20 protein-coding genes are annotated in these 26346 nt (G+C 63.1%); 5 read left to right on the top strand and 15 right to left on the bottom strand.

The window, feature by feature from the left end:
- The first annotated feature begins 60 nt into the window (after positions 1–60).
- From pepN to ACT53S_RS06560, 3 genes are all read left to right on the top strand, one after another.
- Positions 61–2709 (top strand): aminopeptidase N, encoded by a 2649-nt coding sequence (gene pepN / locus ACT53S_RS06570; protein ID WP_476066364.1) that lies wholly within the window; start codon positions 61–63, stop codon positions 2707–2709.
- Positions 2710–2964: 255 nt separating this feature from the next.
- The gene (locus tag ACT53S_RS06565; RefSeq protein ID WP_476066363.1) at positions 2965–5358 is read left to right on the top strand and encodes a PAS domain-containing sensor histidine kinase; all 2394 of its coding nucleotides are present in this window, start codon (positions 2965–2967) and stop codon (positions 5356–5358) included.
- A 453-nt stretch (positions 5359–5811) separates the two neighbouring features.
- The gene (locus tag ACT53S_RS06560; RefSeq protein WP_476066362.1) at positions 5812–8025 is read left to right on the top strand and encodes an autotransporter domain-containing protein; all 2214 of its coding nucleotides are present in this window, start codon (positions 5812–5814) and stop codon (positions 8023–8025) included.
- Positions 8026–8128: 103 nt separating this feature from the next.
- On the opposite strand, the gene ACT53S_RS06555 is transcribed toward ACT53S_RS06560, so the two are convergent.
- The 5 genes from ACT53S_RS06555 to ACT53S_RS06535 form a co-directional block, all read right to left on the bottom strand.
- Positions 8129–10066: a methyl-accepting chemotaxis protein gene (locus tag ACT53S_RS06555; RefSeq protein ID WP_476066361.1), complete on the bottom strand. Its 1938-nt coding sequence runs from the start codon at positions 10064–10066 to the stop codon at positions 8129–8131.
- 129 nt (positions 10067–10195) lie between these two features.
- Entirely contained in the window at positions 10196–13150 is a 2955-nt protein-coding gene (locus ACT53S_RS06550; protein ID WP_476066360.1) for a bifunctional [glutamine synthetase] adenylyltransferase/[glutamine synthetase]-adenylyl-L-tyrosine phosphorylase, read from the bottom strand.
- A 56-nt stretch (positions 13151–13206) separates the two neighbouring features.
- Positions 13207–14631, bottom strand: coding sequence for a sensor histidine kinase (locus ACT53S_RS06545; protein ID WP_142069909.1), 1425 nt, complete (start codon positions 14629–14631; stop codon positions 13207–13209).
- 1 nt (position 14632) lies between these two features.
- On the bottom strand, positions 14633–15391 hold the full coding sequence (locus ACT53S_RS06540) for a response regulator transcription factor (RefSeq protein WP_113378501.1): 759 nt from the start codon (positions 15389–15391) through the stop codon (positions 14633–14635).
- A gap of 95 nt (positions 15392–15486) precedes the next feature.
- Positions 15487–17040 (bottom strand): Do family serine endopeptidase, encoded by a 1554-nt coding sequence (locus ACT53S_RS06535; RefSeq protein ID WP_113378502.1) that lies wholly within the window; start codon positions 17038–17040, stop codon positions 15487–15489.
- Between the two features lie 218 nt (positions 17041–17258).
- Between ACT53S_RS06535 and ACT53S_RS06530 the strand changes: the two genes are divergently transcribed.
- Both ACT53S_RS06530 and ACT53S_RS06525 read left to right on the top strand, forming a co-directional pair.
- Positions 17259–17519, top strand: coding sequence for a CopG family ribbon-helix-helix protein (locus ACT53S_RS06530; RefSeq protein ID WP_476066359.1), 261 nt, complete (start codon positions 17259–17261; stop codon positions 17517–17519).
- On the top strand, positions 17516–17833 hold the full coding sequence (locus tag ACT53S_RS06525; RefSeq protein ID WP_142069915.1) for a type II toxin-antitoxin system RelE/ParE family toxin: 318 nt from the start codon (positions 17516–17518) through the stop codon (positions 17831–17833). The genes ACT53S_RS06530 and ACT53S_RS06525 overlap by 4 nt, the downstream gene beginning before the upstream one ends.
- Here ACT53S_RS06525 and ACT53S_RS06520 read toward each other — a convergent pair whose 3' ends face one another.
- The 10 genes from ACT53S_RS06520 to ACT53S_RS06475 form a co-directional block, all read right to left on the bottom strand.
- A complete protein-coding gene (locus ACT53S_RS06520; protein WP_476066358.1) occupies positions 17834–18268 on the bottom strand; it encodes a cytochrome c-type biogenesis protein in 435 nt (144 codons plus the stop codon).
- Between the two features lie 161 nt (positions 18269–18429).
- The gene (locus ACT53S_RS06515; protein WP_476066357.1) at positions 18430–20418 is read right to left on the bottom strand and encodes a heme lyase CcmF/NrfE family subunit; all 1989 of its coding nucleotides are present in this window, start codon (positions 20416–20418) and stop codon (positions 18430–18432) included.
- Positions 20415–20867, bottom strand: a complete 453-nt coding sequence (gene ccmE, locus ACT53S_RS06510) for a cytochrome c maturation protein CcmE (RefSeq protein ID WP_476066356.1) — start codon at positions 20865–20867, stop codon at positions 20415–20417. Before ccmE ends, ACT53S_RS06515 begins: the two co-directional genes overlap by 4 nt.
- Positions 20864–22093: a c-type cytochrome biogenesis protein CcmI gene (gene ccmI / locus ACT53S_RS06505; RefSeq protein ID WP_476066355.1), complete on the bottom strand. Its 1230-nt coding sequence runs from the start codon at positions 22091–22093 to the stop codon at positions 20864–20866. The genes ccmE and ccmI overlap by 4 nt, the downstream gene beginning before the upstream one ends.
- 238 nt (positions 22094–22331) lie before the next feature.
- On the bottom strand, positions 22332–22745 hold the full coding sequence (locus tag ACT53S_RS06500) for a hypothetical protein (RefSeq protein ID WP_113378509.1): 414 nt from the start codon (positions 22743–22745) through the stop codon (positions 22332–22334).
- 126 nt (positions 22746–22871) lie between these two features.
- Entirely contained in the window at positions 22872–24269 is a 1398-nt protein-coding gene (locus ACT53S_RS06495) for an ATP-binding protein (protein ID WP_476066354.1), read from the bottom strand.
- Complete coding sequence (locus ACT53S_RS06490) at positions 24266–24931, bottom strand: response regulator transcription factor (RefSeq protein ID WP_113378511.1); 666 nt, start codon at positions 24929–24931, stop codon at positions 24266–24268. Before ACT53S_RS06490 ends, ACT53S_RS06495 begins: the two co-directional genes overlap by 4 nt.
- A 149-nt stretch (positions 24932–25080) precedes the next feature.
- Complete coding sequence (locus ACT53S_RS06485; RefSeq protein ID WP_113378512.1) at positions 25081–25335, bottom strand: hypothetical protein; 255 nt, start codon at positions 25333–25335, stop codon at positions 25081–25083.
- 110 nt (positions 25336–25445) lie between these two features.
- The gene (locus ACT53S_RS06480; protein WP_476066353.1) at positions 25446–25958 is read right to left on the bottom strand and encodes a type II toxin-antitoxin system YhaV family toxin; all 513 of its coding nucleotides are present in this window, start codon (positions 25956–25958) and stop codon (positions 25446–25448) included.
- A 3-nt stretch (positions 25959–25961) separates the two neighbouring features.
- Positions 25962–26294, bottom strand: a complete 333-nt coding sequence (locus ACT53S_RS06475; protein ID WP_476066352.1) for a type II toxin-antitoxin system PrlF family antitoxin — start codon at positions 26292–26294, stop codon at positions 25962–25964.
- Positions 26295–26346 lie beyond the last annotated feature (52 nt).

The raw sequence follows: 26346 nt of genomic DNA, 5'->3' as shown, positions 1-26346 counted from the left end.
CGGTGCAGAGTAAATCTGCTTGCGCCGTCGCGGCCAACCTCGAAGCGACCAGGATATACAATGCGCACAGATACGGGCCGGATCGTTCATCTGGCAGACTACCGCCCCACCGACTTTGTTCTGGAACGGGTTGATCTGACCTTCGAACTGGACCCGACTGAAACCAAGGTGGAAGCGCGTCTCATCTTCCATCGCCGCGAAGGTGTCGACGCGAATGCGCCGCTGGTGCTCGATGGTGACGACCTCGTCATGACCAGCCTGCTCTTCGACCAGATCGAGATGGATCCGGCGCGCTACACCGCGACGCCCGAAAGCCTGACGATCCGGGATCTGCCGGAATCGACGCCCTTCGAGATCACCGTTGTCACGATGATCAATCCGGAGGCCAATACCCAGCTGATGGGCCTCTACCGCTCGAACGGCATCTACTGCACGCAGTGCGAAGCCGAAGGCTTCCGCCGCATCACCTATTTCCCTGACCGCCCGGATGTGCTGGCCGTCTATACGATCAACATCATCGCCGACAAGGCTGCGAACCCGCTCCTGCTCTCCAACGGCAACTTCCTGGGTGGCGCCGGCTTTGGCCCGGACAAACATTTTGCCGCCTGGTTCGACCCGCATCCGAAGCCGTCCTACCTCTTCGCGCTCGTCGCCGGTGATCTCGGCGTGGTCGAGGACACCTTCACCACCATGTCCGGCCGCGAGGTGGCGCTGAAGATCTATGTCGAGCACGGCAAGGAGCCGCGCGCGGCCTATGCCATGGATGCGCTGAAGCGCTCGATGAAGTGGGACGAAGAGGTGTTCGGTCGCGAATACGATCTCGACATCTTCATGATCGTCGCCGTCTCCGACTTCAACATGGGGGCCATGGAGAACAAGGGCCTCAACATCTTCAACGACAAGTATGTGCTCGCCGATCCCGAGACCGCGACCGATCAGGATTACGCGAATATCGAGGCCATCATCGCGCATGAATACTTCCACAACTGGACCGGCAACCGCATCACCTGCCGCGACTGGTTCCAGCTCTGCCTGAAGGAAGGCCTGACCGTCTATCGCGACCACGAATTCTCCGCCGACATGCGCTCGCGCTCGGTGAAGCGCATCGCGGAAGTCCGTCATCTGCGTTCGGAGCAATTCCCGGAAGATGCAGGCCCCCTCGCCCATCCGGTGCGTCCAACCCAGTATCGCGAGATCAACAACTTCTACACGACGACTGTCTACGAGAAGGGCTCTGAAGTCACCCGGATGATCGCGACCATTCTCGGCCGCGACGGTTTCAAGAAGGGCATGGATCTCTACTTCGAGCGCCACGACGGCGACGCCTCCACCGTCGAGGACTTCGTCAAGTGCTTCGAGGATGCGAGCGGCAAGGACCTTTCGCAGTTCTCGCTCTGGTATCACCAGGCCGGCACGCCGCAGATCACCGTCTCCTCCAGCTATGATGCCGGCGCCAAGACGCTATCGCTGTCGCTCGAGCAGATGATCCCCGCGACACCCGGCCAGAGCACCAAGGAGCCGATGCATATCCCGCTGCGCTTCGCCCTGATTACGGAGAACGGTGCAGAGGCGACGGCGTCCGCGATATCGGGCGGCGATGTGACTGATGACGTGCTGCATCTGACGCAGCGTGCCCAGACCTTCACCTTTTCCGGCATCGGCGCCCGTCCGGTGGTTTCTCTCAACCGTGGCTTCTCCGCCCCGGTCACACTGCATTTCGCCCAGGCCAAGGACGATCTCATCCATATCGCCCGCCACGACAGCGACCTCTTCGCTCGTTGGCAGGCGATCACCGACATCGCCCTCCCGATCCTGACATCCGCCGCCAAGACCGCGCAGGCCGGCGGTTCGGTCGAGGTCGATCCCGCCTTCATCGACGCCCTGCTGACGGTTGCCGCCGACGAGGCGCTGGAGCCGGCCTTCCGCGCCCAGGCCCTGTCCTTGCCCACCGAGGCCGATATCGCGCGCGAACTCGGTGGCAACAATGATCCCGACGCCATCCATGTCGGCCGGCAGGCCGTCCTTGCGGCCATCGCCAAGGCCGGCGTCGAGGTGTTCCGCACCCTTTATGCCGCCCATTCAGCCTCTGGCGCCTTCAGCCCGGATGCGGAGGGTGCCGGCAAGCGCGCGCTGAAGAACAGCGCCCTGGCCTTCCTGACGCTTGCCGAGAACACACCTGCCCTTGCGGCCGAGGCTTTCGCCAAAGCCGACAACATGACCGACCTTTCGCAGGCGCTCACGCTGCTTGCGCATCGCTTCCCCGATGCTGCAGAAACCAAGGCGGCGCTCTCGTCCTTTGAAAGCCGCTTTGCCGAAAACCCGCTGGTGCTCGACAAGTGGTTCACCATCCAGGCCACGATCCCGGGTACAGAGGCTCTTGCCCGTGTGAAGGGTCTGATGGCGAACCCGAACTTTGCGTCGACCAATCCCAATCGCGTCCGCTCGCTGATCGGCACCTTCGCCTTCTCCAATCCGACCGGCTTCAACCGGGCGGACGGTACGGGCTACGCCTTCTACGCCGAGCAGATCCTCGCCATCGATCCGCGCAATCCGCAGCTTGCCGCACGGCTTCTCACCGCTCTGCGCTCCTGGCGTCTGCTGGAGCCGGTTCGCGCCGGCCATGCGCGAACGGCGCTTGAAACCATTGCGGCCGCCCCCTCGCTGTCGACCGATGTCCGCGACATCGTCGAGCGCGTGTTGAAGGGCTGAACACCCCACCTGTCGCCCCGCTCCAGACGCCGGTCCCTGACCGGCGTCTTTGCGTTTCCGGAGCAGCTGAAGGGACGATTCCTGCATCAGATTCAGCCGCTTGCCGCAGTCGCGTTAAAAAAAGCGGAGTCGGCGTAAGGGGTTAATATTTTCTTTACCCGGCAGCTCTGGACAAGGCGAATCGGGCATGATTCCTTGACCCTAGATTCGGGCGAGCGGCGCTTTCGAATCACACGAGGGATCGAGGCAGGGACGATGTCTGACGCGCAGCGGGTGACCGCAGCCGATGAGCGGTTGCGCACTAAATTTCCCGATGTAGGGACATATCTGGGAAAATTGGCACGCAAGTACGGCCCCACACCTTCCGGCGGAAACGGTGCGCGGGGACATGCGGCGGCGACCGCGACGAGCCCGGCATCGCAGCAGGTGGAAACCCTTCTGCGCCGCGCGATCCCGGTGTTGATCCTCGCTTTCCTCGCCGTGGTTGCGCTTTCGCGCACGGTCGGCATCCTTTCCGAACAGCAGCGCATGGTCGATGCCATCCGCGTGTCGACATCACTGATGGCGGCCACGGCGGAGGCTGCCTTTTCGGAGAAGGCCGCGCTGTTTGCAGAAGGCGACCGGGCAGCGGCGGAAAGAATTCTCTCCACCTATCTCGATGACGACCACCTCGCCGACGGCGCCTTCGTGCTGCTGGTCGATCCGGCCGGTCGCATTTTTGCGGCCTCGCCCGCGGCTGCCGGCCAGGTCGGCCTGATGCTCTCGGCGGTCCTTCCCGAGGTGACCACGATCCAGCGTTCCGTCAGCCAGACCTCTGCCAAGCGTGCCGGTGCCATCGAGACCGTCTTCAACGGCGAGCCACATTATGCGATCGTCGCGCCTGTCGGAACCGAGGGTGCACTGCTTCTCACGGCCCATTCCATGCAGGGCGTCGACGATTTCTGGCGCAGCGAGATCTCGCTGAACGTCACGCTGTTTTCCGGCATTTCCCTGATCCTGCTGGTCATCCTCTATGCCTATTACCAGCAGGTGAAACGCGCCCGCGACGCCGACGACATCTTCCTCGAATCCAACATGCGGGTCGAAGCGGCGCTCGCGCGCGGTCGCTGCGGCCTCTGGGATTTCGATCTCGAAAGCCGCAAGCTCGTCTGGTCGCGGTCGATGTACGACATGCTCGGGCTCGCCCCGTCCACCCAGCCGCTCGCCTTTGCCGATGCGGCCCGCCTGATGCACCCCGACGACGGCAATCTCTATGCGCTTGCCCGCTCCGTCGGTCGCGGCAAGTCGCGACACATCGACCAGATCTTCCGCATGCGCCACGCGCTCGGACACTATGTCTGGATGCGCGCCCGTGCCCAGATCATCTGCAGCAATACCGGCGACCTGCATGTCATCGGCATTGCCATGGACGTCACCGAGCAGCATCGCCTGGCTCAACGTTATGCCGAAGCCGACCAGCGTCTGGCAGATGCCATCGAATGCACGTCGGAAGCCTTCGTGCTCTGGGACAAGAACGACAAGCTGGTTGCCTGGAACGGCCATTTCCAGAAAGTCTACGGGCTGCCGGACGACGTGTTGCTGCCGGGTACGGAGCGCTCGCTGGTGCTGGCTGCCGCCGCCCGTCCGATCATCCAGCGCCGGATTGCCGATGCCGACGACGGCACCAATTCGCGCACGTCCGAAGTGCAGCTTGCCGACGAGACCTGGCTGCAGATCAACGAGCGCCGTACCCGTGATGGCGGCCTCGTCTCCGTCGGCACCGATATCACGCTCCTCAAACGCCACCAGGAGCGCCTGCGTGACCAGGAACGCCGCCTGATGGCCACCATTGGCGACCTCTCGGCCTCGCAGAAGATCCTGGAGCGCCAGAAGACCGAACTCTCCGACGCCAACGAGAAATATCTCGCCGAAAAGCAGCGCGCCGAGGCCGCCAACAAGGCGAAGTCGGAATTCCTCGCCAATATGAGCCATGAGCTCCGGACGCCGCTCAACGCGATATTGGGCTTCTCGGAAATCCTGCTCGCCGGCATGTTCGGTCCCATCGGCTCGCCGAAATACGAGGAATATGCCAAGGACATTCACGAAAGCGGCAAGCACCTCCTGAACGTCATCAACGACATTCTCGACATGTCGAAGATCGAGGCGGGGCAGATGAAGATCCGTTGCGAAAACATCGATCTGTCGCCCTTGATCGAGGAGAGCCTGCGCCTGACCGCCATTCCGGCGGAAGACAAGGCAATCCGCATCGAACAGCGCGTGGCGCCCGGCCTTTCGATGGTCGCCGACCGCCGCTCGATGAAGCAAATCCTGCTCAACATCCTGTCGAATGCCGTCAAATTCACCGAGCCCGGCGGCCGTATCGAGCTGCGGGCCCGGAAGGTCGGCGGAAGCGTCGCGATCACCATCGCCGACACCGGTATCGGCATCCCGAAATCCGCGCTCTCCAAGATCGGCAATCCGTTCGAACAGGTGCAGAGCCAATATGCCAAGAGCAATGGAGGCTCGGGCCTGGGGCTCGCCATCTCCCGCTCACTGGTCACCATGCATGGCGGTCGCCTGAAGATCCTGTCCCGCGAGGGCAAGGGAACCGTTGTGTCGGTGGTCATCCCGGAAGCCAGGCTGGTGGAAGCGGCACGGCGGCGCAGCTGAACATATCCCCGGCCCGCCACCGAAACCGCCTTGCCGCTCGGGCAGGGTCGGTTCGGGCGGTGGCCCGCCACGACCTCAACTGCCGTCCGTCGACCTCTTCCTGCGGCAGCAGGTTGCCTTCACCCTCAGTCCCGCAGCGTGCAGCCTCGCCACGGTGACCGATCCGTATCACGACAGATCATGGATCTTGCGGCTGACGTCCTGGACCTCCCAGCCGCCATAAATTCGTAACTTATGAAACCATAATATATTTGTACCTTTTTTGGTGGCGCCCATCCGAAATGCGGTCGCTCCATTGCAGGCGTTTCCAAGCTCATGTAATCAAAGCCATTACTTGAGTCATATTTCTCGGAATACTGCTCACCACAAGACAAGCCTTCGCTAATTAAAGTCACCACTTAATCCTGGAGCACTATACTCTGCCGTCTTACGACGCCAGTGTGCGATCTCACCATGCCAGCACCCAAACACGCCTCTTCCCTTCGTCTCCGCTCTCTTTCTCTCGCCGCCGCCTCGGCACTTCCGCTGATCGCAAGCATCGGACTTGCCGGCACAGCTCAGGCCGAGATTCTGGTCAACAAAGACATTTCCCGACTGCTGCAGACCGGCCAGATCGGCACATCGAGCGGGTTCACCCTCTCGCCGATCGACCTCGGCTCCGCCAGCGGCGTTACGCTGCATGAATATGACCAAGACCTGGCCGACGGGCCGAACGCGGTGACCGCGCCCTACGACCTCTACGTTGGCGGCATCAGCGGGGATGGCACCACTGTCATCGGCACGCGAGCGAATGGCGATGGGACAAACACCCCCTTCGTCTGGACGGCAGCCTCCGGTCTGACCTACCTCGACACCGGCTCGCTCACCGGCAATTTCAGCGTCAATGCGGTGAGCGACAACGGCACTGCCTTTGCCGGAATCCTCGAAGGGGTCGCCTTCTACTGGAACAACGGCATGACCAGGCTTGGAACCATGGACGGTGCGTCGAGCAGCGTTGAGGCTTTGAGCGGCGACGGGAGTACGGTCGTCGGTTACGTGCAGTATGAACAGGACGGTCACATCCAGGGCTTCGTCTGGCAGCGCGATTCCGGCGACATGACTCCGTTCGGCTTCCTGGAAGGCGGTACGTTCAGTTGGGCCTTCCTCACAAGCTATGACGGCTCTGTCGTCGGTGGCATGTCCACCGACGCAACAGGCAACGACCGCGCCGTTCGCTGGACGGCGGCAGACGAGCGCCTCGTCAGCCTCGGCACCCTTGAGGGCGACGGGCAGGTGCGCTTGAACGCCATGAACCGCGATGGCAGCGTCATGGTTGGCAGGGCCGGCTACCAACCCGATGGTCAGGGCGCCAGCAACCATGCTTTCCGTTGGTCCCTAGCAGACGAAACCATGCACGACATCCACGGCACCGGCTTTATCGAGTCGGAGGCAAGGGCTGTCAGTGAAGACGGGGCGGTCGTGGTCGGCTCGGCCAGCATGTTGCAGCAGAGCGACAGCAGCACGACTCCGCCGCCGGCGCCCGGCGGTGGCGGTGCCTCCACGGTGGAGCGCGGTTTCCGCTGGACCCAGGAAACCGGCATGATCACGGTCGATCAATGGCTGCGTGACGCCGGCGTGACCGTCGCAGACGATTTCAGCGGAGACGCGTTCTTCGTTTCCGCCGATGGCAAGACGATCGTCGGCAACAAGATCTTTAGCCGAGACGTCTACATCGCGCATGTCGGCGACACCTCGGGCGCCATTACAATCGGAGATTATATCACCTCCGCTGCGCAGACCAACTCGGTCGCCATCGGTCTCCAGACCTCAAGCGCCAGCACGATCATGTTTGGCGCCCAAGGCAGCCCGATGCGCAATCTGCTCGAGGTTGGCCGCCGCTCCGCCTGGGGCACGGTCGACACCGGCTATGACAGCGGCAGCAAGTCCGAAGGCGGTCTTGTTCTCGGTGATTTCGGCTTCGGGTACGGTCTGATGGACGGCATCACAGTCCGTCTTCAGGGTGGTGCAACGCATACCGATCAGGATCTCTACGACGGTGGCGATTTCCAGGCCAACAGCTGGTATGTCGCGCCCGAAGTCACCGCCAATCTGCTTGGTGATCTTTATCTGACGGTCGGCGGGCTCTACGGCCGGGGCAAGCTCGACATCAATCGCGGTTATCAGAACGGCACGGGCCTCGACTTCTCGAGCGGTGACACCAACACGGAAACACTGGCCGGCAAGCTGCGTTTCGACTGGCTGAATGCCGTCTCGCTGGGCGATGCCGCGTTCACGCCCTATTTGGCCCTGTCACGCACTCTGGCCAAGACCGACGCCTATGTCGAAACCGGCGGCAGCTTTCCGGCAACTCATGATGAAGCCAGCGAACACGCCACCATCGCGCGCCTCGGTGTCGATGGCGCCTACAAGCTGAACGACAGCGTCACCCTCCTCGCCCGCGCCGAAGCCGCCTATCGCTTCGAAGACCAGACGAGCGGCACATCCACGGAAGTGGCTGGCGTCAAGCTTTCGGTGGCTGGCGAAGACATCAAGCAGTTCTGGCTGCGCGGCGGCATCGGCACCGAAATTGCCATCGGCGGCGGGGTGGCCTCCTTCATGCTCAACGCGACCACGGAAAGCGAAGACCCGGATGTCTGGCTGCGTTCCGGCTGGAAGGTCGATTTCTGAAACGACCAGTGGCTGAATTCCGGACAACAAGAAAGGGCGGCCCGTTCCAAACGGGCCGCCCTTCTCTATTGGGTTAAACGAGGTTTAGGCGCGGTTCAGCAACTCAGAATTCCTCCCAGCTGTCTGCCGGCTTGGCACCGCCCATGCCGAGTGCGCCGGCCACCTTCTTCATCATCCGACGGGCGGGTGACGCGACCGGCTGGTGGTCGGCAGAGGCCGTCACGGGGGCACGAGGATTGTCCTGAGCGGCATTGCCCAGCTGGAACTGGGAGATCAGCTGGCGCAGGCGATCGGCTTCTGTTGCCAGCGACGCGGAGGCTGCGGTTGCTTCCTCGACCATCGCGGCATTCTGCTGCGTCGTCTGGTCCATCTGGTTGACCGCCGTGTTGACCTCCGAGAGGCCGACCGACTGTTCACGCGCCGAGGTCGCGATCGCATCCAGTTGCCCGTTGATGGCGATGACGTGATCGCCGATGACCTTCAGCGCCTCGCCGGTTGCCGTCACCAGCTTAACGCCACTGTCGACTTCCTGGGCCGATTTGCCGATCAGTTCCTTGATCTCCTTCGCCGCCTGGGCGGAGCGCTGCGCGAGCTCGCGGACTTCCTGGGCAACGACTGCGAAACCCTTGCCTGCTTCGCCTGCACGGGCCGCCTCAACGCCCGCATTCAGTGCCAGGAGGTTCGTCTGGAAGGCGATTTCATCGATCACGCCAATGATGTTGGAGATCTGGCTCGACGAGCTTTCGATCCGCTGCATGGCATCGACCGCATTGGCGACAACCTCGCCCGACTTCTTGGCCGATTCGGTTGCCTTCATCGCAACGCTGCGGGCCTCTTCCGTGCGCTTCGAGGAGTTCTGCACGTTGGTGGTGATCTGGTCGAGGGCGGCTGCGGTTTCCTCAAGCGACGCCGCCTGCTGTTCCGTACGCTTCGAAAGGTCGGAAGCGCTCTGGCTCAACTCACGAGAACCGCCATCGATCGCACCGGTTGCCTGGGCGACCGCACCCAGCGTGCGCCGGAGCTTGTCGACCGCCGTGTTGAAGTTGGCGCGCAGATTTTCGAAGTCGGAAGCAAAGGGCGTGCTCAGCTGGAAGCCGAGGTCGCCGTCGGACAGACGTTCGAGACCTTCGGCGAGGCTGGAGGTCGCCTGAGCCATCTCGGCTGCCCGCTTGCGGTCGGCTTCCTCGCTGCGCAGACGTTCGGCTTCGGTTTGGCTACGGGCGGCTTCTGCTTCGCTCGCCAGTTCCCGCGCCTTCAGCCCGGTGTCCTTGAAGATCTGGACGGAGCGCGCCATCAGGCCAACTTCGTCGCGGCGCTCTGTGCCCTCGACATCCACCGAGAGATCACCGCCGGCAAGCGTCCCCATGGTGTCGGAGAGCGAGCGGATCGGGCGGACAAGCCAGCTACGAATGGCAACGAAACCCAATCCGAGCACGATGGCAATGCCTGCAATGACGCCGATGAGGCTATTGCGCGCCGTGGCGGCGGTCAGGTCGGTCAGGCTTGCGCTGGTTGCTGCTGCCTGCTCGGTCATCTTCGTTGTGACCTCGGTAAATTTCGGCGCGATCGCCGCAAACTGCGGCTGGCATTCCTTCAGGAAGATGTTCTGGCTGGCAACCACCGACGCCTCGTCCGAGGCCGCACGTCCTGCCGTGATCGCGTTACCGCAGGATTCGTCAACGATCTTGAGAACGGCTGTCTTCAAGGCTGGAATCTCGGCATTTGAAGGCACAGCCTTCGCAGCGTTGTCGATAAACTTGACGAAGCTCTCCTTGGCCGTACTAATTTCCTTGTCGGCGGCTTTACTCAGTTCCGGCGACCGCAGCAGCACCAGATCGGCAATTGCAGCCCGCATGTTCTGCATCGACCGGTTGGATCGCGCCAGGTACAGCGCGGCGTTCGATTCCCCCTCCAGCAGACTGCTGTAGTTGCTGTCGATCGCTTTAAGCTGCGCCCCCGTGTAGAATGCGACGCCGATCGAGAAAACCCCGAAAACGGCCATGATGGCAATGAATTTGCCGACGATTGGTATGTTTTTCATCTTCCATGTCACCCATGAATGCGCCCGTGCGCGACCTCGACTAGACATGGACTATGTGAGATGTCAGTTAATTAGATTTTACTGCATTAGATCCTTCGCGACTTTTTTTGACCAGCTGTCCGCCGGCGCTCAGGTGGTGGCAACAACGCGCTGGAACACCCTGCGCACCGCTTTCGAATGCCGCTTCAATTCCGCCTCGACCGATTTGAGATCGGGGCATTCGGCGGCCCGAACGACCCGGTCGATCAGGCCGGACGGAACGGAGGCGGGATCGAAGGCTCCGTCGATACAAAGCCTGATGACCTGGGACAGGTCGGTATAGAGCTTCAACGCCTGCAGGCACTGGTCCCGGTCGTTTTCATTCATCGCTGCACCCAAAGCCTTCAGCGCTTCGGCCGTGGAGAGGCCGGATGTTGCCACGGCACCGCCGCGCGCGGGTCCGACCAGCGCCAGGAACTGCGCGATGAATTCGATGTCGATCAAGCCTCCGGGGATCAGCTTCAGGTCCCAGATGTCCTTTGCCGGTTTCTCCTGCTCGATGAGCGCGCGCATCTCGGCCACATCCTTGACGGTCCGCGAGATGTCGCGCGGTGCACTCAGCACTTCCGCCATGATCTGCTCGGCTTCGTCCTGCAGCCCGGCATCGCCGCAGACCACCCGCGCCCGCGACAGAGCCATATGCTCCCAGGTCCAGGCCTCCTCGCGCTGGTACTTGGCAAAGGCCCTGAGCCGTGTCGCAACCGGTCCCTTGTTGCCGGAGGGGCGCAGCCGCATGTCGACCTCGTAGAGCACGCCTTCCGCCGTCGGGGCGGAGAGTGCTGCAATCAGCCGCTGGGTCAGGCGGGTGTAGTACCGCAAGGTGTCGAGCGGTTTGGCTCCGTCGCTTTCGCCCGCGTCGTCGTCGTGTTCGTAGAGCAGGATGAGATCGACATCGGATCCGGCCGTCAGTTCGAAGGAGCCGAGTTTTCCCATGCCGAGCAGCGCCACGCGGCCACCCGGCACACGGCCATGGGCGGCCTCCATTTCAGCGACTACGGCATCGAGTGCCGCCTCGATGACGAGATCCGCCAGGTCCGTGAAAGCACGGCCCGCCTGGGTTCCGCCGATCGCGCCGGTGAGCAAGCGGATGCCGATCAGAAAACGCTGTTCGGCGGCAAATATCCGCAGCCGGTCGAGGATCTCCTCGTAATGGCGGGCACTCGACAGGAAGGCCTTCAGCCGCCTGCCGAGATAGTCGCGGGTGGGAAGTTCGACCAGCAAACCGGGATCGAGCATGCCGTCGAAGACATGCGGGCGCGCGGCAATGATCTCGGCGAGCCTGGGGGCCGCCGCCATGATGTTGACCATCAACTCTAGCAGCGCCGGGTTGTTGCCGAGCAGGGAAAAGAGCTGGATGCCGGCGGGCAGGCCCGAGAGGAAATTGTCGAAGCGCAGCAGCGCCTCGTCAGCCCTCCGGCTCTCGCCGAAAGCTCTCAACAGGTCCGGCGTCATCTCGGTCAGCCGCTCGCGCGCCTCCACCGATTGCGTGGCGCGATACCGACCGTAGTGCCAGGTGCGGATCACCCGCGAAATATCCTCCGGTCGCTCGAAACCCAGCCCCTTCAATGTCTTCAGGGTATCTGGATCATCCTTCTGGCCGGTGAAGACGAGGTTTCCCGTCGCACTCGACAGGCCCTCCTCCTTCTCGAACAGGCGCGCATAGCGCCGCTCCACCGTCTTCAACACGCTGTCAAGGGCGGTCGAGAAGGCCGTGGTGTCGATGGAACCGAGCATGAAGGCGATGCGCTTCAGCTCCGCCTCGGTCTCGGGCAACACATGGGTCTGCTCGTCATGCACCATCTGGATGCGGTGCTCGACATCGCGCAGGAACCAGTAGCATTCGGTGAGTTCTTCCGCTGTCCGCGCATCGATCCAGCGCGCCTCGGCCAGCGCCTTCAGCGCCTCCTCCGTCGGGCGGCAGCGCAGATCCGGCATGCGGCCGCCGGCGATCAGCTGCTGGGTCTGGGCGAAGAACTCAATCTCGCGGATACCGCCGCGTCCGAGCTTGACGTTGTGCCCTTTCACCGCGATCGCGCCATGGCCCTTGTGCACATGGATCTGCCGCTTGATCGAGTGGATGTCGGCGATCGCCGCGTAGTCGAGATATTTGCGGAAGACAAAGGGCGTCAGTTCCCGCAGGAAGCTTTCGCCGGCCTTCAGATCGCCGGCCACCGGTCGCGCCTTGATGAAGGCCGCGCGCTCCCAGTTCTGCCCCCTGCCCTCGTAGTAGATCAATGCCGCCTCGACGGGGACGGCCAGCGGCGTGGAGCCGGGATCGGGGCGCAAGCGCAGGTCGGTGCGGAAGACATAACCATCGGCCGTGCGCTCCTGCAGGATGCGCACCAGCCGGCGCATCATCCGGCCATAGGTCTCCATGGCGTCGTCCGGATCCTTCAGGATGCCGGCGTCCGGATCATAGAAGACGACGAGATCGATATCGGAGGAATAGTTCAGCTCGCGCGCGCCATGTTTGCCCATGCCGAGCACGATCAGGCCGCTGCCCTCTGCCGGATTCTCCGGGTTCTTGAGGGTCAGTTTCCCCGCCTCCTGACCCGCGAGCAGCAGATGGTCGATCGCCGCCCCCACGCTCGCATCGGCAATCGCGGTCAGCCAGGCTGTGGTATCGCGGGCGGTGAAGATCCGGGCGAGATCCGCAAGCGCGGTGACGAAGGCGACCTTGCGCTTGGCCCGGCGCAGGCGTGCCATGACTTCGCCTTCGGCGGGCAGCACGCCGAAGGCGGCTCGGTGGGCTGCGCGGGCCTCGGCCACGGCCGCTTCAAGTATCGGCTCTAGTGGTCCCGAAAGCGCCTCGACCAGCAGGCCCGGACGCACGCTCGCCACCTCGCGCAGATAAGGTGAAAGCGTGAAAGCCGAGAGCAGAAAACTGCGCAGAGGACCCTCCGCAGCCATGCTTCCCGCCAGTTCGGGCTCCTGCCGGACCAGATCCTTGAGGAAGGCGGTGACGGATTTCAGCTCCGTCTGGTTCAACGGCCGGATCACGCCCTCGCCCACGTCGGCCAGACGTTTTGCTGTCATTTCCGCCATCGATGCCTCCTCTCGCCCGCCGGAGATCTCTTTTCGAATCTCACGGCGGGGACAGGTTAGGGCTTCGTTCCCGGAAAGACCATGGTTGCCGTCAGGCCGGGATAATCGGGATGGTCGCGGGTATCGGAAAGAATGAGCCGGCCGCCGTGCAAAGCCATGATCGCCTCGACCAGCGAGAGGCCAAGACCCGTGCCCGGCTTGGAACGGCTCTTGTCCAGCCGCACGAAGCGCTTGACCACATCGTCCCGCTTATCCGCCGGCACCCCGGGCCCCTCGTCGGAAACGGCGATCTCGACCCCTCCGGCGGACCGTGTGACGCGCACGCGGATGGTCGACCCCTCGTCTCCCTGGCTGCCATATTTGATCGCGTTGTCGATCAGGTTCGACATCGCCTGGCCCACCAGTTCACGATTTCCGCGGACCGACAATCCAGGCGCGATATCGCAGACCATCGTCTGGCCCGCCTCCTCCGCCACCGGCTCGTAAAGTTCGGCGCTGTCGGCGGCGATGGCGGAGATGTCGATGTCGGTCAATTCGGCGGCGATCGAACCCGCTTCGACGCGGGAAATCATCAACAGTGCATTAAAGGTGCGGATCAGCTGGTCAGATTCCGCGATAATGGTCTCCAGTGCCGCCCGGCGCGCCGCGCCGTCATCCTCTTCCAGCGCATCGGCCGCCTTGTTGCGCAGCCGGGTCAGCGGCGTCTTCAGGTCATGGGCGATGTTGTCGGAGACCTGGCGCAGGCCTTCGTTCAGTTGCTCGATGCGTCCCAGCATGCCGTTCAGCGAGGAGGACAGACGGTCGAACTCGTCGCCCGAGCCCGACACGGGAAGCCGTTGCGACAGGTCGCCAGCCATGATCTTCTGGCTCGCCGCCGAGACCCGGTCGATACGCTTCAGGGCATTGCGGCCAATGGCAAACCAGATGACCACGGCGCCGATGCCCATGATCAGCAAGGCCACCATCAGCGCCTGGCGCACCAGGGAGCGCAGCTTGCTCGGCTCGCCGAGATCGCGACCAACCAGCAGACGGAAGCCGTTGTCGAGGAAAAAGACGTGAGCGGTCGCCAGATGCCGCTTCACCTTGCCGGTATCGCTGTAGCGCTCGTAGCGGAACGGGAACTCGGTCCAACCCTCCTCATCGAAGATGCCCGGCTGGACGGAGGCAACATTGCCCGCAAGGATCTCGCCGTTCGGTCCGGCAATCACGTAAAGATTGGCGCCGGGCTGGCGGGCGCGCCGCTCCATGGTGCGCAAGAGCTGGTTAATGCCGCCCCGCTGATAGGCGCCCTGGATCTCCTGGACTTCCTGGCTCAATGCCTCGCGCGTCTGGTTGTTCAGGATGCGCTCGGAAAGGCCCGTCACGTAGAAGACGAGGAAAGCGGCGCATACGGCAAACAGCACAATGTAGAGCGCCGACAGGCGCACGGCCGTCGACCGCAGCACGACGCCCAGCCTCGACCTTGCCGGCTTGCGAGCCATGTCAGCCTTCGTCCTTGATCATGTAGCCCGCTCCGCGCACGGTCTTCAGAAGCGGCCGGTCAAAATCCTTCTCGATCTTCGAGCGCAGGCGCGAGACGTGCACGTCGATGACATTGGTCTGCGGGTCAAAGTGATAGTCCCAGACATGTTCGAGCAGCATGGTACGGGTCACCACCTGGCCGGCATTCTTCATCAGATATTCGAGCAGACGGAATTCGCGCGGCTGCAAGAGGATTTCCTTGCCGGCGCGCTTCACCTCGTGGGACAGCCGGTCGAGCTCGAGATCGCCGACGCGGTAGACCATGTCCTGTTCCGGCTTGCCCTTGCGCCGGCCGAGCACCTCGACGCGTGCGAGCAGTTCGGAAAAGGCGTAAGGCTTCGGAAGATAGTCGTCGCCACCGGCGCGAAGCCCCGTGACACGGTCATCGACCTGGCCAAGCGCGGAGAGGATGAGCACCGGCGTGTCGATGCCGCGCTTGCGCAGTTCGCTGATGACCGAAAGGCCATCCCGACGCGGAAGCATGCGATCGACCACCATCACGTCATAGGTATTTTCCGACCCCATGAAGAGGCCGCTCTCGCCGTCGCTCGCATGATCGGCGACAATGCCGGCCTCGCGAAAGGCCTTGGTCATATAGGCTGCGGCTTCCAGGTCGTCTTCGATGACAAGTATTTTCATGTGGGCGACATTAGCGTCGGTGTTTGCCAGCGTATAGCCGGTTTCACCGCTAGACGTCTGTCCCTGTTCCACGATCCCCATGCTTCGTCCTTTCCCTGGTGGTGGCGGTCAATCCGCCGGACACGAAAAAGGGCGCCGCCGGTCCAAGACCGCCGGCGCCCTCGTTCAATGCAGCATCAACCCTGGTTGATCGGCAGGGCCACGAAGCGGCTGCCAGCGTCCGATTCCACCTGGAACAGGGCCCGGGTACGACCGTCCTTCTTGGCCTGGTCGATCACCTTCTGAACATCGGCGACCGAGGAGACTTCCTGGTTGTTGACCGAAGTGATGGTCTCACCGGACTTCAGACCCTTGTCGGCGGCATCGCTGTCGGGATCGACATCGACGATCGCCAGGCCCTTGCCGCCGTCAGCGGGGCGAACGGAGAGACCGAGGCTCGACAGTTCCTGCTCTGCTTCCGGAGCGGGCGCGGCATTGTTCTCCGTTTCGGCGCTCGCCGACTGGTCAGCCGGCAGTTCGCCGAGCTTCACCTTCACTTCGGTCGCCTTGCCGTCACGCCACAGCGACACATCGACCGTGGTATCCGGGGCAAAGGCGGCGATGCGGCGGGCGAGATCACGCGGATCCTTGACCGGATCGCCATTGACGGCGGTCACGACGTCACCCTGCTTGATGCCGGCCTTTTCGCCCGGAGAGCCCGCCTGCGGGGCGACCACGAGGGCGCCACTGTCTTCGGCCAGGCCGAGGCTATCGGCGATGTCCTTGGTGACCGGCTGGATCTGCACGCCGAGCCAGCCGCGCGACACCGTGCCGGTGTCCTTGAGCTTGGCGATGACATCCTTGGCAACCGAGGCGGGAATGGCAAATGCGATACCGACATTGCCGCCGGAGGGGGAGAAGATCGCGGTATTGATACCGACGACCTCGCCGTTCAGGTTGAAGCCGGGGCCGCCCGAATTGCCACGGTTCACCGCCGCGTCGATCTGCAGGTAGTCGTCATAGGGGCCGGAGCCGATATTGCGGCCACGGGCCGAGATGATGCCGGCGGTCACCGTGCCGCCGAGGCCAAAGGGGTTGCCGACGGCGACGACCCAGTCACCGACGCGGACCTTCGAGTCGTCGGCAAACTGCACATAGGTGAACTTGACCTTGGGCTCGTCGACCTTCAGCAGCGCGAGATCGGTGCGGCTGTCCTTGCCGACCAGCTTGGCGTCATATTCCTTGCCGTCGTTCAGCACGACCGTGAAGGCTGCGCCATCGTCGACGACGTGGTTGTTGGTGACGATGTAGCCGTCTTCGGAGATAAAGAAGCCGGAGCCCTGAGCGGTCGGGCGCAGACGGCCGGGGCCATGGTCGCCATGCGGCGGACGGCCGGGACGGCCTTCTTCCGGACCGGCGCCGGGGCCGCCGAACTCACGGAAGAAGCGCTTCAGCGGATGATCGTCCGGCAGTTCGTCGAAACCGCGACCGCCGAAATTGAAGGAAAAATTGCTTTCATCGTTGGAGGCCGGCTGCACGTTCGACTGAACGCGGACGGAAACGACGGCGGGAAGGACTGCCTGCACAACATCCCCGAAGCTCGGCACCTGCGGCGCGTTGACTTCAACCGGGGCGGCAAATGCCGGGGCGGCGGCGAAGGGGGCTGCGGTCAAGAGCGTGACGGCCGCAAGGCCGGCGGCGGTGGAGGACTTCAGGATAGAGCGGAAAGAGCGGCCTTTGATCTGCGACATGGGATCTACCTTCATCTGTTCTTCTGACTGGAGCCGCCGGACTGTCCGGCGGTTGGAAGCGGTGGATGAGGAGAGATATAGGCCGCGTCACGTTACGGCGAACTGTACGGCGGATGAATTGTTGGTAATGTTGGCGAAGGTTCAAAGGCCGAGCATCCCGGATTTGACGAGGGGAGTGATCGCAGATATTCTTCGTATTACAAATTGGAGAAAATATCGTGACAAAACAGAACTTGTCCGATCCTCTCACCCTTCGTCTCCCGGTCGACTTGCTGGCAGAGGTCGAAGCGGTCGCGCGCGCCTGCGAGCGCAGCCGCAGCTGGATCATGGTTCGCGCCTTGAAGGCTTACATGGCCCAGGAGGGCCGTGAAATCCTGGAGTTGGCGGAGGCTCGCGAGTCCGTCGCCAATGGTGAGGGCATAGACGCTGAAGATGTGCTCGCCGAGCTCGACGCCATCATCAAGGGCGCTGCGGCGTGAAAATCACCTTCTCGCCTAATGCCAGAGCCTATGTGGCGCGGGAAGGAGCTTACTTAAGAGAACGAAACCGGGCAGCAGCCGACCGGTTCCGCCACGACTTGAACCAGTTCGTCAAAGCGCTCGCGCAATTTCCACTGATGGGGCAGGAGGCGACAGATCTCCCCTTCCGAAACGCAAGGCGCTTCGTCCTGGGCGATTATCTCATTCACTATGAGATGGACACTTCCAGGATCGTGATCCTGACGATCCGCCACGGTCGAGAGAAACCGCCCGAACTGCCGCTCGACGACGACACAGACTTCGAACTGCCCTGATCATTCCCCGTCGAGCAATTTGCCAAGCCGGGCTTCCTCTTCCGCCGAAAGCTTTGCCGACGGCTGTACCGCGCGACGTCTCGCGGACACGAAGGCGACGATCAACCCCACCAGCACCAGCGCCGCCGGAGCGCCCCAGAGTGCCAGCGTCTTGACACTCAGCCGCGGCTTCAACAGCACGAATTCGCCATAGCGCGACACGACATAGTCGAGCACCTGCTCGTCCGTATCACCATTCACCAGCCGCTCGCGCACAACGACGCGCAGGTCGCGCGCCAGTTCGGCATTACTGTCGTCGATCGACTGGTTCTGGCAGACCATGCAGCGCAGTTCCGCCGAGATGGTGCGCGCCCGGTGTTCGAGCACCGGGTCGGCCAGCACCTCGTCCGGGTTCACGGCAAAGGCATGGATCGGCGTGAGCAGGAGCGCGAGCATGAGGAACGCGGCCCTAAGTCCCCCTCTGGCCTGCCGGCCATCTCCCCCACAAGGGGGGAGAAGACCCGTGGAAGCCACGCTTCTCGCCGTCGAAGCCAGCACGCGGCGCAGAAACTCCTCCCCCTTGTGGGGAGGGGTTGGGGAGGGGTTCTTGCCCACACTCATTCCGCCGCCTCCAGCGGAGTCTTCACCGCAACCTTCGCCCGCTTCGGCGCGCCAACCCTCAATCTCCGATCGGACAGCGAGACGATCCCGCCCGCCATCATGACCAGCGTGCCATACCAGATGCAGAGGATCCACGGCTTCCACCAGATGCGCACGACGATACCGCCATCCGCCATGGGATCACCCAGCGAGACATAGAGCTGGCTGAAACCGAAGGTCACGATCCCGGCTTCCGTCGTCGGCATGCGCCGTGCCGGATAGAGCCGCTTCGACGACCAGACATCCGCCACCTCGACCCCCGCCTTGCGGATGGTGAAATGACCCTGGTCCTCGGTATAGTTCGGCCCCTTGGCGGCGCGCATGCCGTCGAAAGTCAGAACGTACCCGCCCGCTTCCGCCGTCATGCCGGGCTTCATCTCCACGACACGCTCCGTCTGGAAGGTCGAGACCGCGACAATGCCGATCACGGTGACGCCCAGGCCGAGATGCGCGAGCGCCGTGCCGAAGGCCGAGCGCGGCAGGCCCTTCAGGCGGCTCCAGGCGGTAGTCAGAGGATGTTTGCCGAAACCGGCACGGGTCCAGAGATCGGCGAGTGCCCCGCAGATGACAAAGAAACCGAGTGCCAGGCCGAAGACCGCCATGACCGGTCCGCCGTTCTGGACATACCAGAGGGCGAGCCCGAGCACGAGCGACAGCGCGGCCGCCACATAAAGCCGCTGCAGGGCCGCCAAAAGGTCGCCGCGTTTCCAGGCGAGGAACGGTCCGAAGGGCACGGCCAGCAGTAGCGGCACCATCAGCAGGCCGAAGGTGAGGTTGAAGAAGGGCGGACCGACGGAAATCTTCTCGCCCGTCAGCGTTTCCAGGAGCAGCGGATAGAGCGTGCCGATCAGCACGGTCGCCGTCGAAACGGTCAGAATCAGATTGTTCAACACCAGCGCGCCTTCGCGCGAAATCGGCTGGAACAGGCCACCGGATTTCAGGCTCGGGGCGCGCAGCGCAAAGAGCGAAAAGGCCCCGCCGATGAAGATCACGAGAATGCCGAGGATGAAGATGCCGCGCGTCGGATCGGTGGCAAAGGCATGCACCGAGGTCAGCACGCCGGAACGGACCAGGAAGGTGCCGAGCAGCGACAGCGAAAAGGCGATGATCGCAAGGAGCACCGTCCAGATCTTCAAGGCGTCGCGCTTTTCCATCACCAGCGCCGAATGCAGCAGCGCCGTGCCGGCCAGCCAGGGCATGAAGGAGGCGTTTTCAACCGGGTCCCAGAACCACCAGCCACCCCAGCCGAGTTCGTAATAGGCCCAGTAAGAGCCCATCGAGATGCCGGCCGTCAGAAACACCCAGGCCGCCAGCGTCCAGGGCCTGACCCAGCGCGCCCAGGCTGCATCAATGCGCCCGTCGATCAGGGCGGCAATGGCGAAGGAGAAACAGACGGAAAAGCCGACATAGCCGAGATAGAGCAGCGGCGGGTGAATGGCGAGACCGATATCCTGCAGAACCGGATTCAGGTCCTGCCCCTCGGCCGGGATCGGCGACAGGCGGATGAAGGGGTTCGAGGTCAAGAGGATGAACAGCGTGAAGGCGGTGGTGATCCAGGCCTGGACGGCCAGCACATTCGCCTTCAAACGGTCCGGCAGATTGGCGCCAAACAGCGCCACCATGGTCGAAAACAGCGTCAGGATCAAAACCCAGAGCATCATCGAGCCCTCGTGGTTCCCCCAGACGCCGGAGATCTTGTAGATCATCGGTTTCAGCGAATGCGAATTCTCGAAGACGTTCTTCACCGAGAAATCGGAGACGACGTAACCCCAGGTCAGAACGCCGAACGAAAAGGCGATCAGCAGGAACATCGCATAGGTGCCCGTCGTCGCGACGCCCATCATGGCGGCATCGCCGCGCCTCACCCCGACCACCGGCAGGATCGACACGACGAGGCTGGTCGCGAGCGCCAGCACCAGGGCATAATGGCCGAGTTCGATGATCATTGGACCACTTCCTTGCCGCCGAGTTCCACCCCTTGCGCCTTCAGGCGGTCGGCCACATCCTTCGGCATGTAGGTTTCGTCATGCTTGGCCAGCACCGTGTCGGCGACGAAGATGCGGTCTCCCTCGCGGAACACGCCTTCCGCCACCACGCCCTGCCCTTCGCGGAACAGGTCCGGGAGGATGCCGGTATAGGTCACCGGCACCTCGCCGATCGTATCGGTCACAGTGAAAGTCACCGTAGAACCCTCGCCGCGCTTGACGGAGCCGTTCTCAACAAGACCGCCGAGCCGGATACGCGTGCCGGGTGCGATTTCCGTCTTCTGCAGGTCGCCGGGCACGTAGAAATAGGCGATCGACTGACCGAAGGCGAACATCACCAGCAGCACCGCCGCGACGATGAAGCTCATGCCGCCGGCGATGACGGCCAGACGTTTCTGTTTGCGGGTCATGGGTTCACCTCCTCGACATCAAGGCCGAGTTCACGCGCCATGGCCATGAGTTGCTGGCCCTCGGCACCATCGGCCGGGAAAGCCTTCAGCCCGTCCTTGAGGGCGGCCTCGGCGCGCGCCTTGTCCTTCAGCATGGCATACGAGCGCACGAGCCGCATCCAGCCTTCGAAATTGTTCGGATCGGCCTTCAGCTTCTGGTCGAGGCTTTCGACCATGCCCCGGATCATCTGGCTCCGGTCGCCCTCGGTCATGTCCTGCGCGGCGGCGATGTCGGCCGCCGTCGGATTGCCGGGTGCAGCCGGGTTGGCGGGCGCTGCCGGTCCGGAGCCAGGAGCCGCAGGCGCGTTCGCCAGCGGCATGCCGGCGCTGTTGGTGGCGATGTGACGGTTGATCAGTTCCATCCACGGCGCATTGGCCGGCGAAGCGGCCGCGATTTCCTGGAAGGCTGCGAGGGCTTCGGCCTTGCGGCCGCCCTGCTCCAGCGCCAGCGCCAGATAATAATCGGCGCGCGGATTGTTCGGCTGCATCTTGCGCGCCGCCTCGAAGGCTTGCGCCGCGTCCTCGGTGACGATCCCGTCATTGCGGGTCACCAGCGTTTCACCCAGCCCGTTCAGCCGCTCCGGATCGGCGCCGAGCAGGCGGATCGCATTGCGGAAGGCGAGTTCGGCATCGTCCAGACGGCCAACGCGGAAATAGACAGGCGCCAGCACATTCCAGCCATTGCCGTCGTCAGGCTTGTCGGCCAGATGCCGCTCGACCTTGGCAATCAGGAGATCAACGTCGTCGCCGGGGTTTTCGATGCGCGCGGCGAGCGGCGCGTCCGGCGTTCCGGGACTGCCGATTTCGAGATAGCCGGCGAGGCCGACCAAGGGAAGACAGAGAAGAATGAACGCCTGGGAAAGGCGGTAGCCGCCCCCTTTGCGCCTGGGCTCGCCTTCGGCATCCGGCGCTGTCGCCGCCGTCACCTCGGCGTCGACAGTGCCCGCTCCGGTTCGTCCACTCACCGCCAGCAGGCGTCGTCCGATTTCGGCGCGGGCATACTCCGCCTCCTCGGGTGAAATCAGCCCTTGCGCCTTGTCGCGCTCGAGTTCGCGCAACTGGTCGCGATAAACGGCCGCTTCTCCCTCGTCATAACGCGTCGCGCGGGCCGAAGCCCTCAGCAAAGGAGACAACAGAAGGACGGCAGCGGCGACCGTCAGCAAGGCGGAGAAGATCCAGAACAACATGAAACTCAATTACGGCAAGGGCGGGTGCATTCCAACTGGCAAACGGGCCATGACGCAAAGTTGAGGCGTTTGGCCGCAAACCCGATTACCCCCTCAAACCACGCCTATCCTTGACCCAAGTCAAGTAGGAGAGCGGCAAGCTGCTGCGCCCGTGTAAAAGGGGTCCTTGATATCAAGTGCTTTGCGACCCCGTGCGGCTTCGTCGGAAACGCGTTCTGAGACTGTGAACCCGCGCGGCTCAGGTCAGCGGCGTCCAGGTTCCGTTGGCGTTGCGGCAGGCCGCACCGCGGGCCTCAAGTGTCCGCGTCCCGCTCACCACCTTATGGGTAAACTGGCGGCAGTTTTGCTTGCCCACCTGATAGGGTGCGGCGGCGATCACCTCGCCGCGCGTATCGCTTCCGGCCCAGGTGACGGGTTGGCCGCCGGGAGCGGCTTCCAGCGCCCGATACTCGGCTTCCAGCGCCCGCTGGGTCTCGCTGCGCGACAGTTTCACACCTGTCCGGGAGACGATGCCCCCCTGAAGCGCGGCGATGTAGACGGCGGAGCCCGCCTTGACCGAACCGGCCGATCCGCCACTCGTCGTGGTGCAGCCCGCCAGTGCGAGCGAACCCAGAGCGGCAACTGCCATAGTTCCAAAGCGCGATTTACCCATCAGACCTGCCCAAGCCTAAACGCCATTTCTACCACCCCGGTCAAAGGGCGTTGATGCGGTCGTACCCTACCGCCCCCGCATTTGCGGGCCGTTTTATACAACTATGTAATTTCACAGGAAAATCAATCACGCAGTGTCTTTCGTCACAGCCGGTAGGATCAACTGTGCGCGAAGGCCGCCGATAGCGGCCCGCGAAAGGCCGAAGCTGCCCTGATATTCGCCCGAGATTTCCTTGACGATGGAGAGGCCGAGTCCCGTCCCGGGGCGGCTCTCGTCGAGCCTGCGACCACGTTTCAGGGCCTCGCCGATCTGGTCGGGCGCAAGACCCGGGCCATCATCCTCGACAATAATCTCGATCCAGCTGCGCCGACCATCCGTTGCGCCATCGTCTTCCCGGGCAATCTGGGTCACCCGCGTGACGATCTTCGAGCGGGCGAATCGCGACGCGTTATCCAGGAGGTTGCCGACGACTTCCTCAACGTCCTGCTGCTCCATGGCGAAGGTGAGATCCGGCGCCACGTCCAGCTCGAACTCGACCGCGTCGTTGAGCTTGCGCATGACGCGCACAAGGCGCTCCAGTGCCGGCTGAGCCTCCGTGCGGGCGAGCACACTGTCGCGCTGGGCGGCGATGCGTGCCCTGTTCAGGTAGGATGCCACCTGCGCCTGCATGGCCTCCGCCTGGCTCACCACCACCTCGGCATGCGTCTTGTCCAGCGTGCGCGCTTCGTTGAGCAGCACGGCGATCGGCGTTTTGAGCGAATGGGCGAGGTTGCCGACCTGCATGCGGGCGCGTTCAACAATACGGCGGTTGCTGTCTATCAGCGCATTGATCTCGTTTGCCAGCGGCATGATCTCGCGCGGGAACTCGCCCTCGATCCGCTCGGCCTCGCCGCGCCTGATGCGTTCAAGCCCGCGCCTCGCGCGGTCGACGGGTTTGAGGCCATAAACGATGGCAAGACCGTTGACGATCAGGCCGCCGATACCAACCACGGCCAGTGCGATGTTAAGGCGGTTGGCGAAGAAGGAGATCTCCTCCTCAATCACCGCCAGATTGCCGGAAACGCGGAAACGCGCTGCCCGCCCCTGGTCGTCGAGCACGACTTCCGTCTCGGCGACGCGGATGCGATTGCCGACATCGTCGGTCATCTCGTAATAACGTTCGTAATTCTCGTCGAATGGGGTCTGCTCGACATCGGGCACGGCGAGATTGGCAACGCCGAGCGAGGCCGACGCCAATGGCGCCGTCGCGTAGTTGCCAAGCGGCTCGACCAGCCAATACCAGCCTGTTCCGGGCTGGGAAAACCGGAGATCGCCGAGCGCCGGCGAGCCGGTCAGGCTGTCGCCATCTCCGATCGAGACCGAATTGACGACGTTGTAGAGCTGGGCACGCAGGAGGTTGTTGAAGCCGCGTTCGACGCCCTGTCGATAGAGGGCGGAAATCGCCACCGCGATCGTCACAAGACCGAGCGCCGACCAGATGGTGGCGAGCAGCAGGACGCGCGCGGTGAGCGAGCGGGGCTTCATTTCGTGGGCGCTTGGATGCGATAGCCGAGGCCGCGCACGGTCTCGATCATGTCGACGCCGATCTTCTTGCGCAGCCGGCCGACGAAGACCTCGATCGTGTTGGAATCCCGGTCGAAATCCTGGTCATAGAGATGCTCGACCAGTTCGGTGCGCGACACCACCTCGCCCATGTGATGCATGAGATAGGAGAGCAGCCGGTATTCGTGCGAGGTCAGTTTCAATGCCACGCCGTCAACCAGCGCCTTGGAGCTCTTGGTATCGAGACGAACGGGACCGCAGACGATTTCCGACGATGCATGGCCAGCCGCGCGACGGATCAGCGCCCGGATACGCGCGAGCACTTCCTCGACATGGAAGGGTTTGGTCACATAGTCGTCGGCGCCGGCATCGATGCCGGCCACCTTGTCGGACCAACGGTCACGCGCCGTCAGGATCAGCACGGGCATCACCCTCTGCGCCGCACGCCATTTCTCCAGCACGGTGATGCCGTCCATTTCCGGCAGACCGATGTCGAGAATGACGGCGTCGTAAGGCTCCGTCTCGCCGAGAAAATGGCCTTCCTCGCCATCGAACGCCTTGTCGACGACATAGCCCGCTTCCTGCAGGGCTTCGACCAGCTGACGATTGAGATTGACATCGTCCTCGACGACGAGAATGCGCATGAAATTCCCCTAGGCTGCAGCAGACGGCGATCCGGCCGGCTTAGAGCAATTCCAGCAAAAATGCGAAGCGGTTTTGCGTCCGGAATTGCATGAAAACAAAAAGATAGAGCATTGAAGACGACCCCGTGTCGCCGGAAATGCTCTCGGTATCACTCGGCGACCCGCATCGTCACCTTGCGGGGACGCTCGGAACCATTGCCCGGCACCAGCACGACGATCACGCATTCACCGCCCGATTCGCGCACCGAAAGCAACTGCCCACCGACCTCGGCCACAACCCGTGCCGCCGCCGCCCGGCAATCGGCGGCGATGGCATCGCCCTGCATGACCGGCAAAGCGAACACGCTCAGTGCCAGCGCCAGAGCCTTCAGCTTTTTCCCGGCGGTTTTCGTCAAAGATGCCATTGCCACTTCTTCTGTCTGAACGCCCATTCCGGCAAAATATGTACCTCAAGCGTTCTGAATGGCAAATGAATGCTTGGTCATGGGAGGGATGCGAAAGGTGGGGTGGCACCTCAGTCCCCATCCCCGGTTGACCCCTCGTTCGCCATTTTCGCCCGCGCAAATCGCTTCATAGCCACATCGCTCGACGCGGCTTCCACCAGATGTTTCCAGCTGTCGGGTGGGTTACCGTCATCCAGCATTGCGCGGAAAACTGCGTAGGCATCGTTGCGTGCGCCATAACTCCTGAGCGTTTCCGCGTCGTTCACCCAGGCAAAGACGATGATCTTCGCCGTCGAGCTGTAGCGAAAGAACAGTCGAAACCGGCCATTGCCGAATTTGGCCCGGAACCAGTGCTTGCGCTCCGGTCCAAGCGTCCCCCCTTGGCGGAAGGCCGGCGAGGCCGGATCAGCCGGGATGGTCTCGAACATCAGCTTCTGCAGCGCCGCCAAGAGCTTGGCATTGGCACCCGAGCGAAACGTCTCAGGTCTCTTATGCGCCTCGCGCTCGACGGCTGCGGTCAGGCGCTCCAACTGGTCGAGAAACAACGGATGCGCCCGGATGATCCAGCCGTTGATCATCTCCATCGTTCAGAGCTCGACTTCACCATCGATCGGCGCATCGAGATCGGTCTCGACCCCCGTTGTCAGCGCCGCCATCCGCGCCCGCAAAGCGGGCGGGATTTCGGCAAAGGCGTGCTCCGGTCGAGCGGCCATATCCTTGGCAAGAAAATCGAGAAAGCCATCCAAGACCGGATCCTCTTCCTCAGCGTCGTCGCGTTCGACATAGACCCGGTTCTCAGCATCCAGGCTGAAGGCGATCCGCCCGCCATATCCCACCCCCAACGCATCCCGGATCGACTTGGGGATCGTGGTCTGGCCCTTGTCGGTGATGGTGCTGACCTTGCGCAAGATCCGGTTCATGGCGGCGAACTCCTCTGTGGAGGAGAAAAGTAATGGAAAATCCTTACGCGGT

Source organism: Allorhizobium sp. DMC15 (genome assembly GCF_056314065.1).
The sequence above is the reverse complement of the archived record's forward strand: the minus strand, read 5'-3'. Positions and strand labels throughout refer to the sequence as shown.

Excerpts from the sequence above, each read along its gene's own strand:
- ACT53S_RS06565 (WP_476066363.1), top strand. The coding sequence starts at position 2,965 with ATGTCTGACGCGCAGCGGGTGACCGCAGCCGATGAGCGGTTGCGCACT.
- ccmE (WP_476066356.1), bottom strand. The coding sequence starts at position 20,867 with ATGACCCGCAAACAGAAACGTCTGGCCGTCATCGCCGGCGGCATGAGC.
- ACT53S_RS06550 (WP_476066360.1), bottom strand. The coding sequence starts at position 13,150 with ATGGCGGAAATGACAGCAAAACGTCTGGCCGACGTGGGCGAGGGCGTG.
- ACT53S_RS06540 (WP_113378501.1), bottom strand. The coding sequence starts at position 15,391 with ATGGGGATCGTGGAACAGGGACAGACGTCTAGCGGTGAAACCGGCTAT.
- ACT53S_RS06485 (WP_113378512.1), bottom strand. The coding sequence starts at position 25,335 with ATGGCATCTTTGACGAAAACCGCCGGGAAAAAGCTGAAGGCTCTGGCG.
- ACT53S_RS06495 (WP_476066354.1), bottom strand. The coding sequence starts at position 24,269 with ATGAAGCCCCGCTCGCTCACCGCGCGCGTCCTGCTGCTCGCCACCATC.
- ACT53S_RS06500 (WP_113378509.1), bottom strand. The coding sequence starts at position 22,745 with ATGGGTAAATCGCGCTTTGGAACTATGGCAGTTGCCGCTCTGGGTTCG.
- ACT53S_RS06480 (WP_476066353.1), bottom strand. The coding sequence starts at position 25,958 with ATGGAGATGATCAACGGCTGGATCATCCGGGCGCATCCGTTGTTTCTC.
- ACT53S_RS06515 (WP_476066357.1), bottom strand. The coding sequence starts at position 20,418 with ATGATCATCGAACTCGGCCATTATGCCCTGGTGCTGGCGCTCGCGACC.
- ACT53S_RS06490 (WP_113378511.1), bottom strand. The coding sequence starts at position 24,931 with ATGCGCATTCTCGTCGTCGAGGACGATGTCAATCTCAATCGTCAGCTG.
- ACT53S_RS06560 (WP_476066362.1), top strand. The coding sequence starts at position 5,812 with ATGCCAGCACCCAAACACGCCTCTTCCCTTCGTCTCCGCTCTCTTTCT.
- ACT53S_RS06535 (WP_113378502.1), bottom strand. The coding sequence starts at position 17,040 with ATGTCGCAGATCAAAGGCCGCTCTTTCCGCTCTATCCTGAAGTCCTCC.
- pepN (WP_476066364.1), top strand. The coding sequence starts at position 61 with ATGCGCACAGATACGGGCCGGATCGTTCATCTGGCAGACTACCGCCCC.
- ACT53S_RS06520 (WP_476066358.1), bottom strand. The coding sequence starts at position 18,268 with ATGCTCGCGCTCCTGCTCACGCCGATCCATGCCTTTGCCGTGAACCCG.
- ACT53S_RS06475 (WP_476066352.1), bottom strand. The coding sequence starts at position 26,294 with ATGAACCGGATCTTGCGCAAGGTCAGCACCATCACCGACAAGGGCCAG.
- ACT53S_RS06555 (WP_476066361.1), bottom strand. The coding sequence starts at position 10,066 with ATGAAAAACATACCAATCGTCGGCAAATTCATTGCCATCATGGCCGTT.
- ACT53S_RS06545 (WP_142069909.1), bottom strand. The coding sequence starts at position 14,631 with ATGGCTCGCAAGCCGGCAAGGTCGAGGCTGGGCGTCGTGCTGCGGTCG.
- ccmI (WP_476066355.1), bottom strand. The coding sequence starts at position 22,093 with ATGTTGTTCTGGATCTTCTCCGCCTTGCTGACGGTCGCCGCTGCCGTC.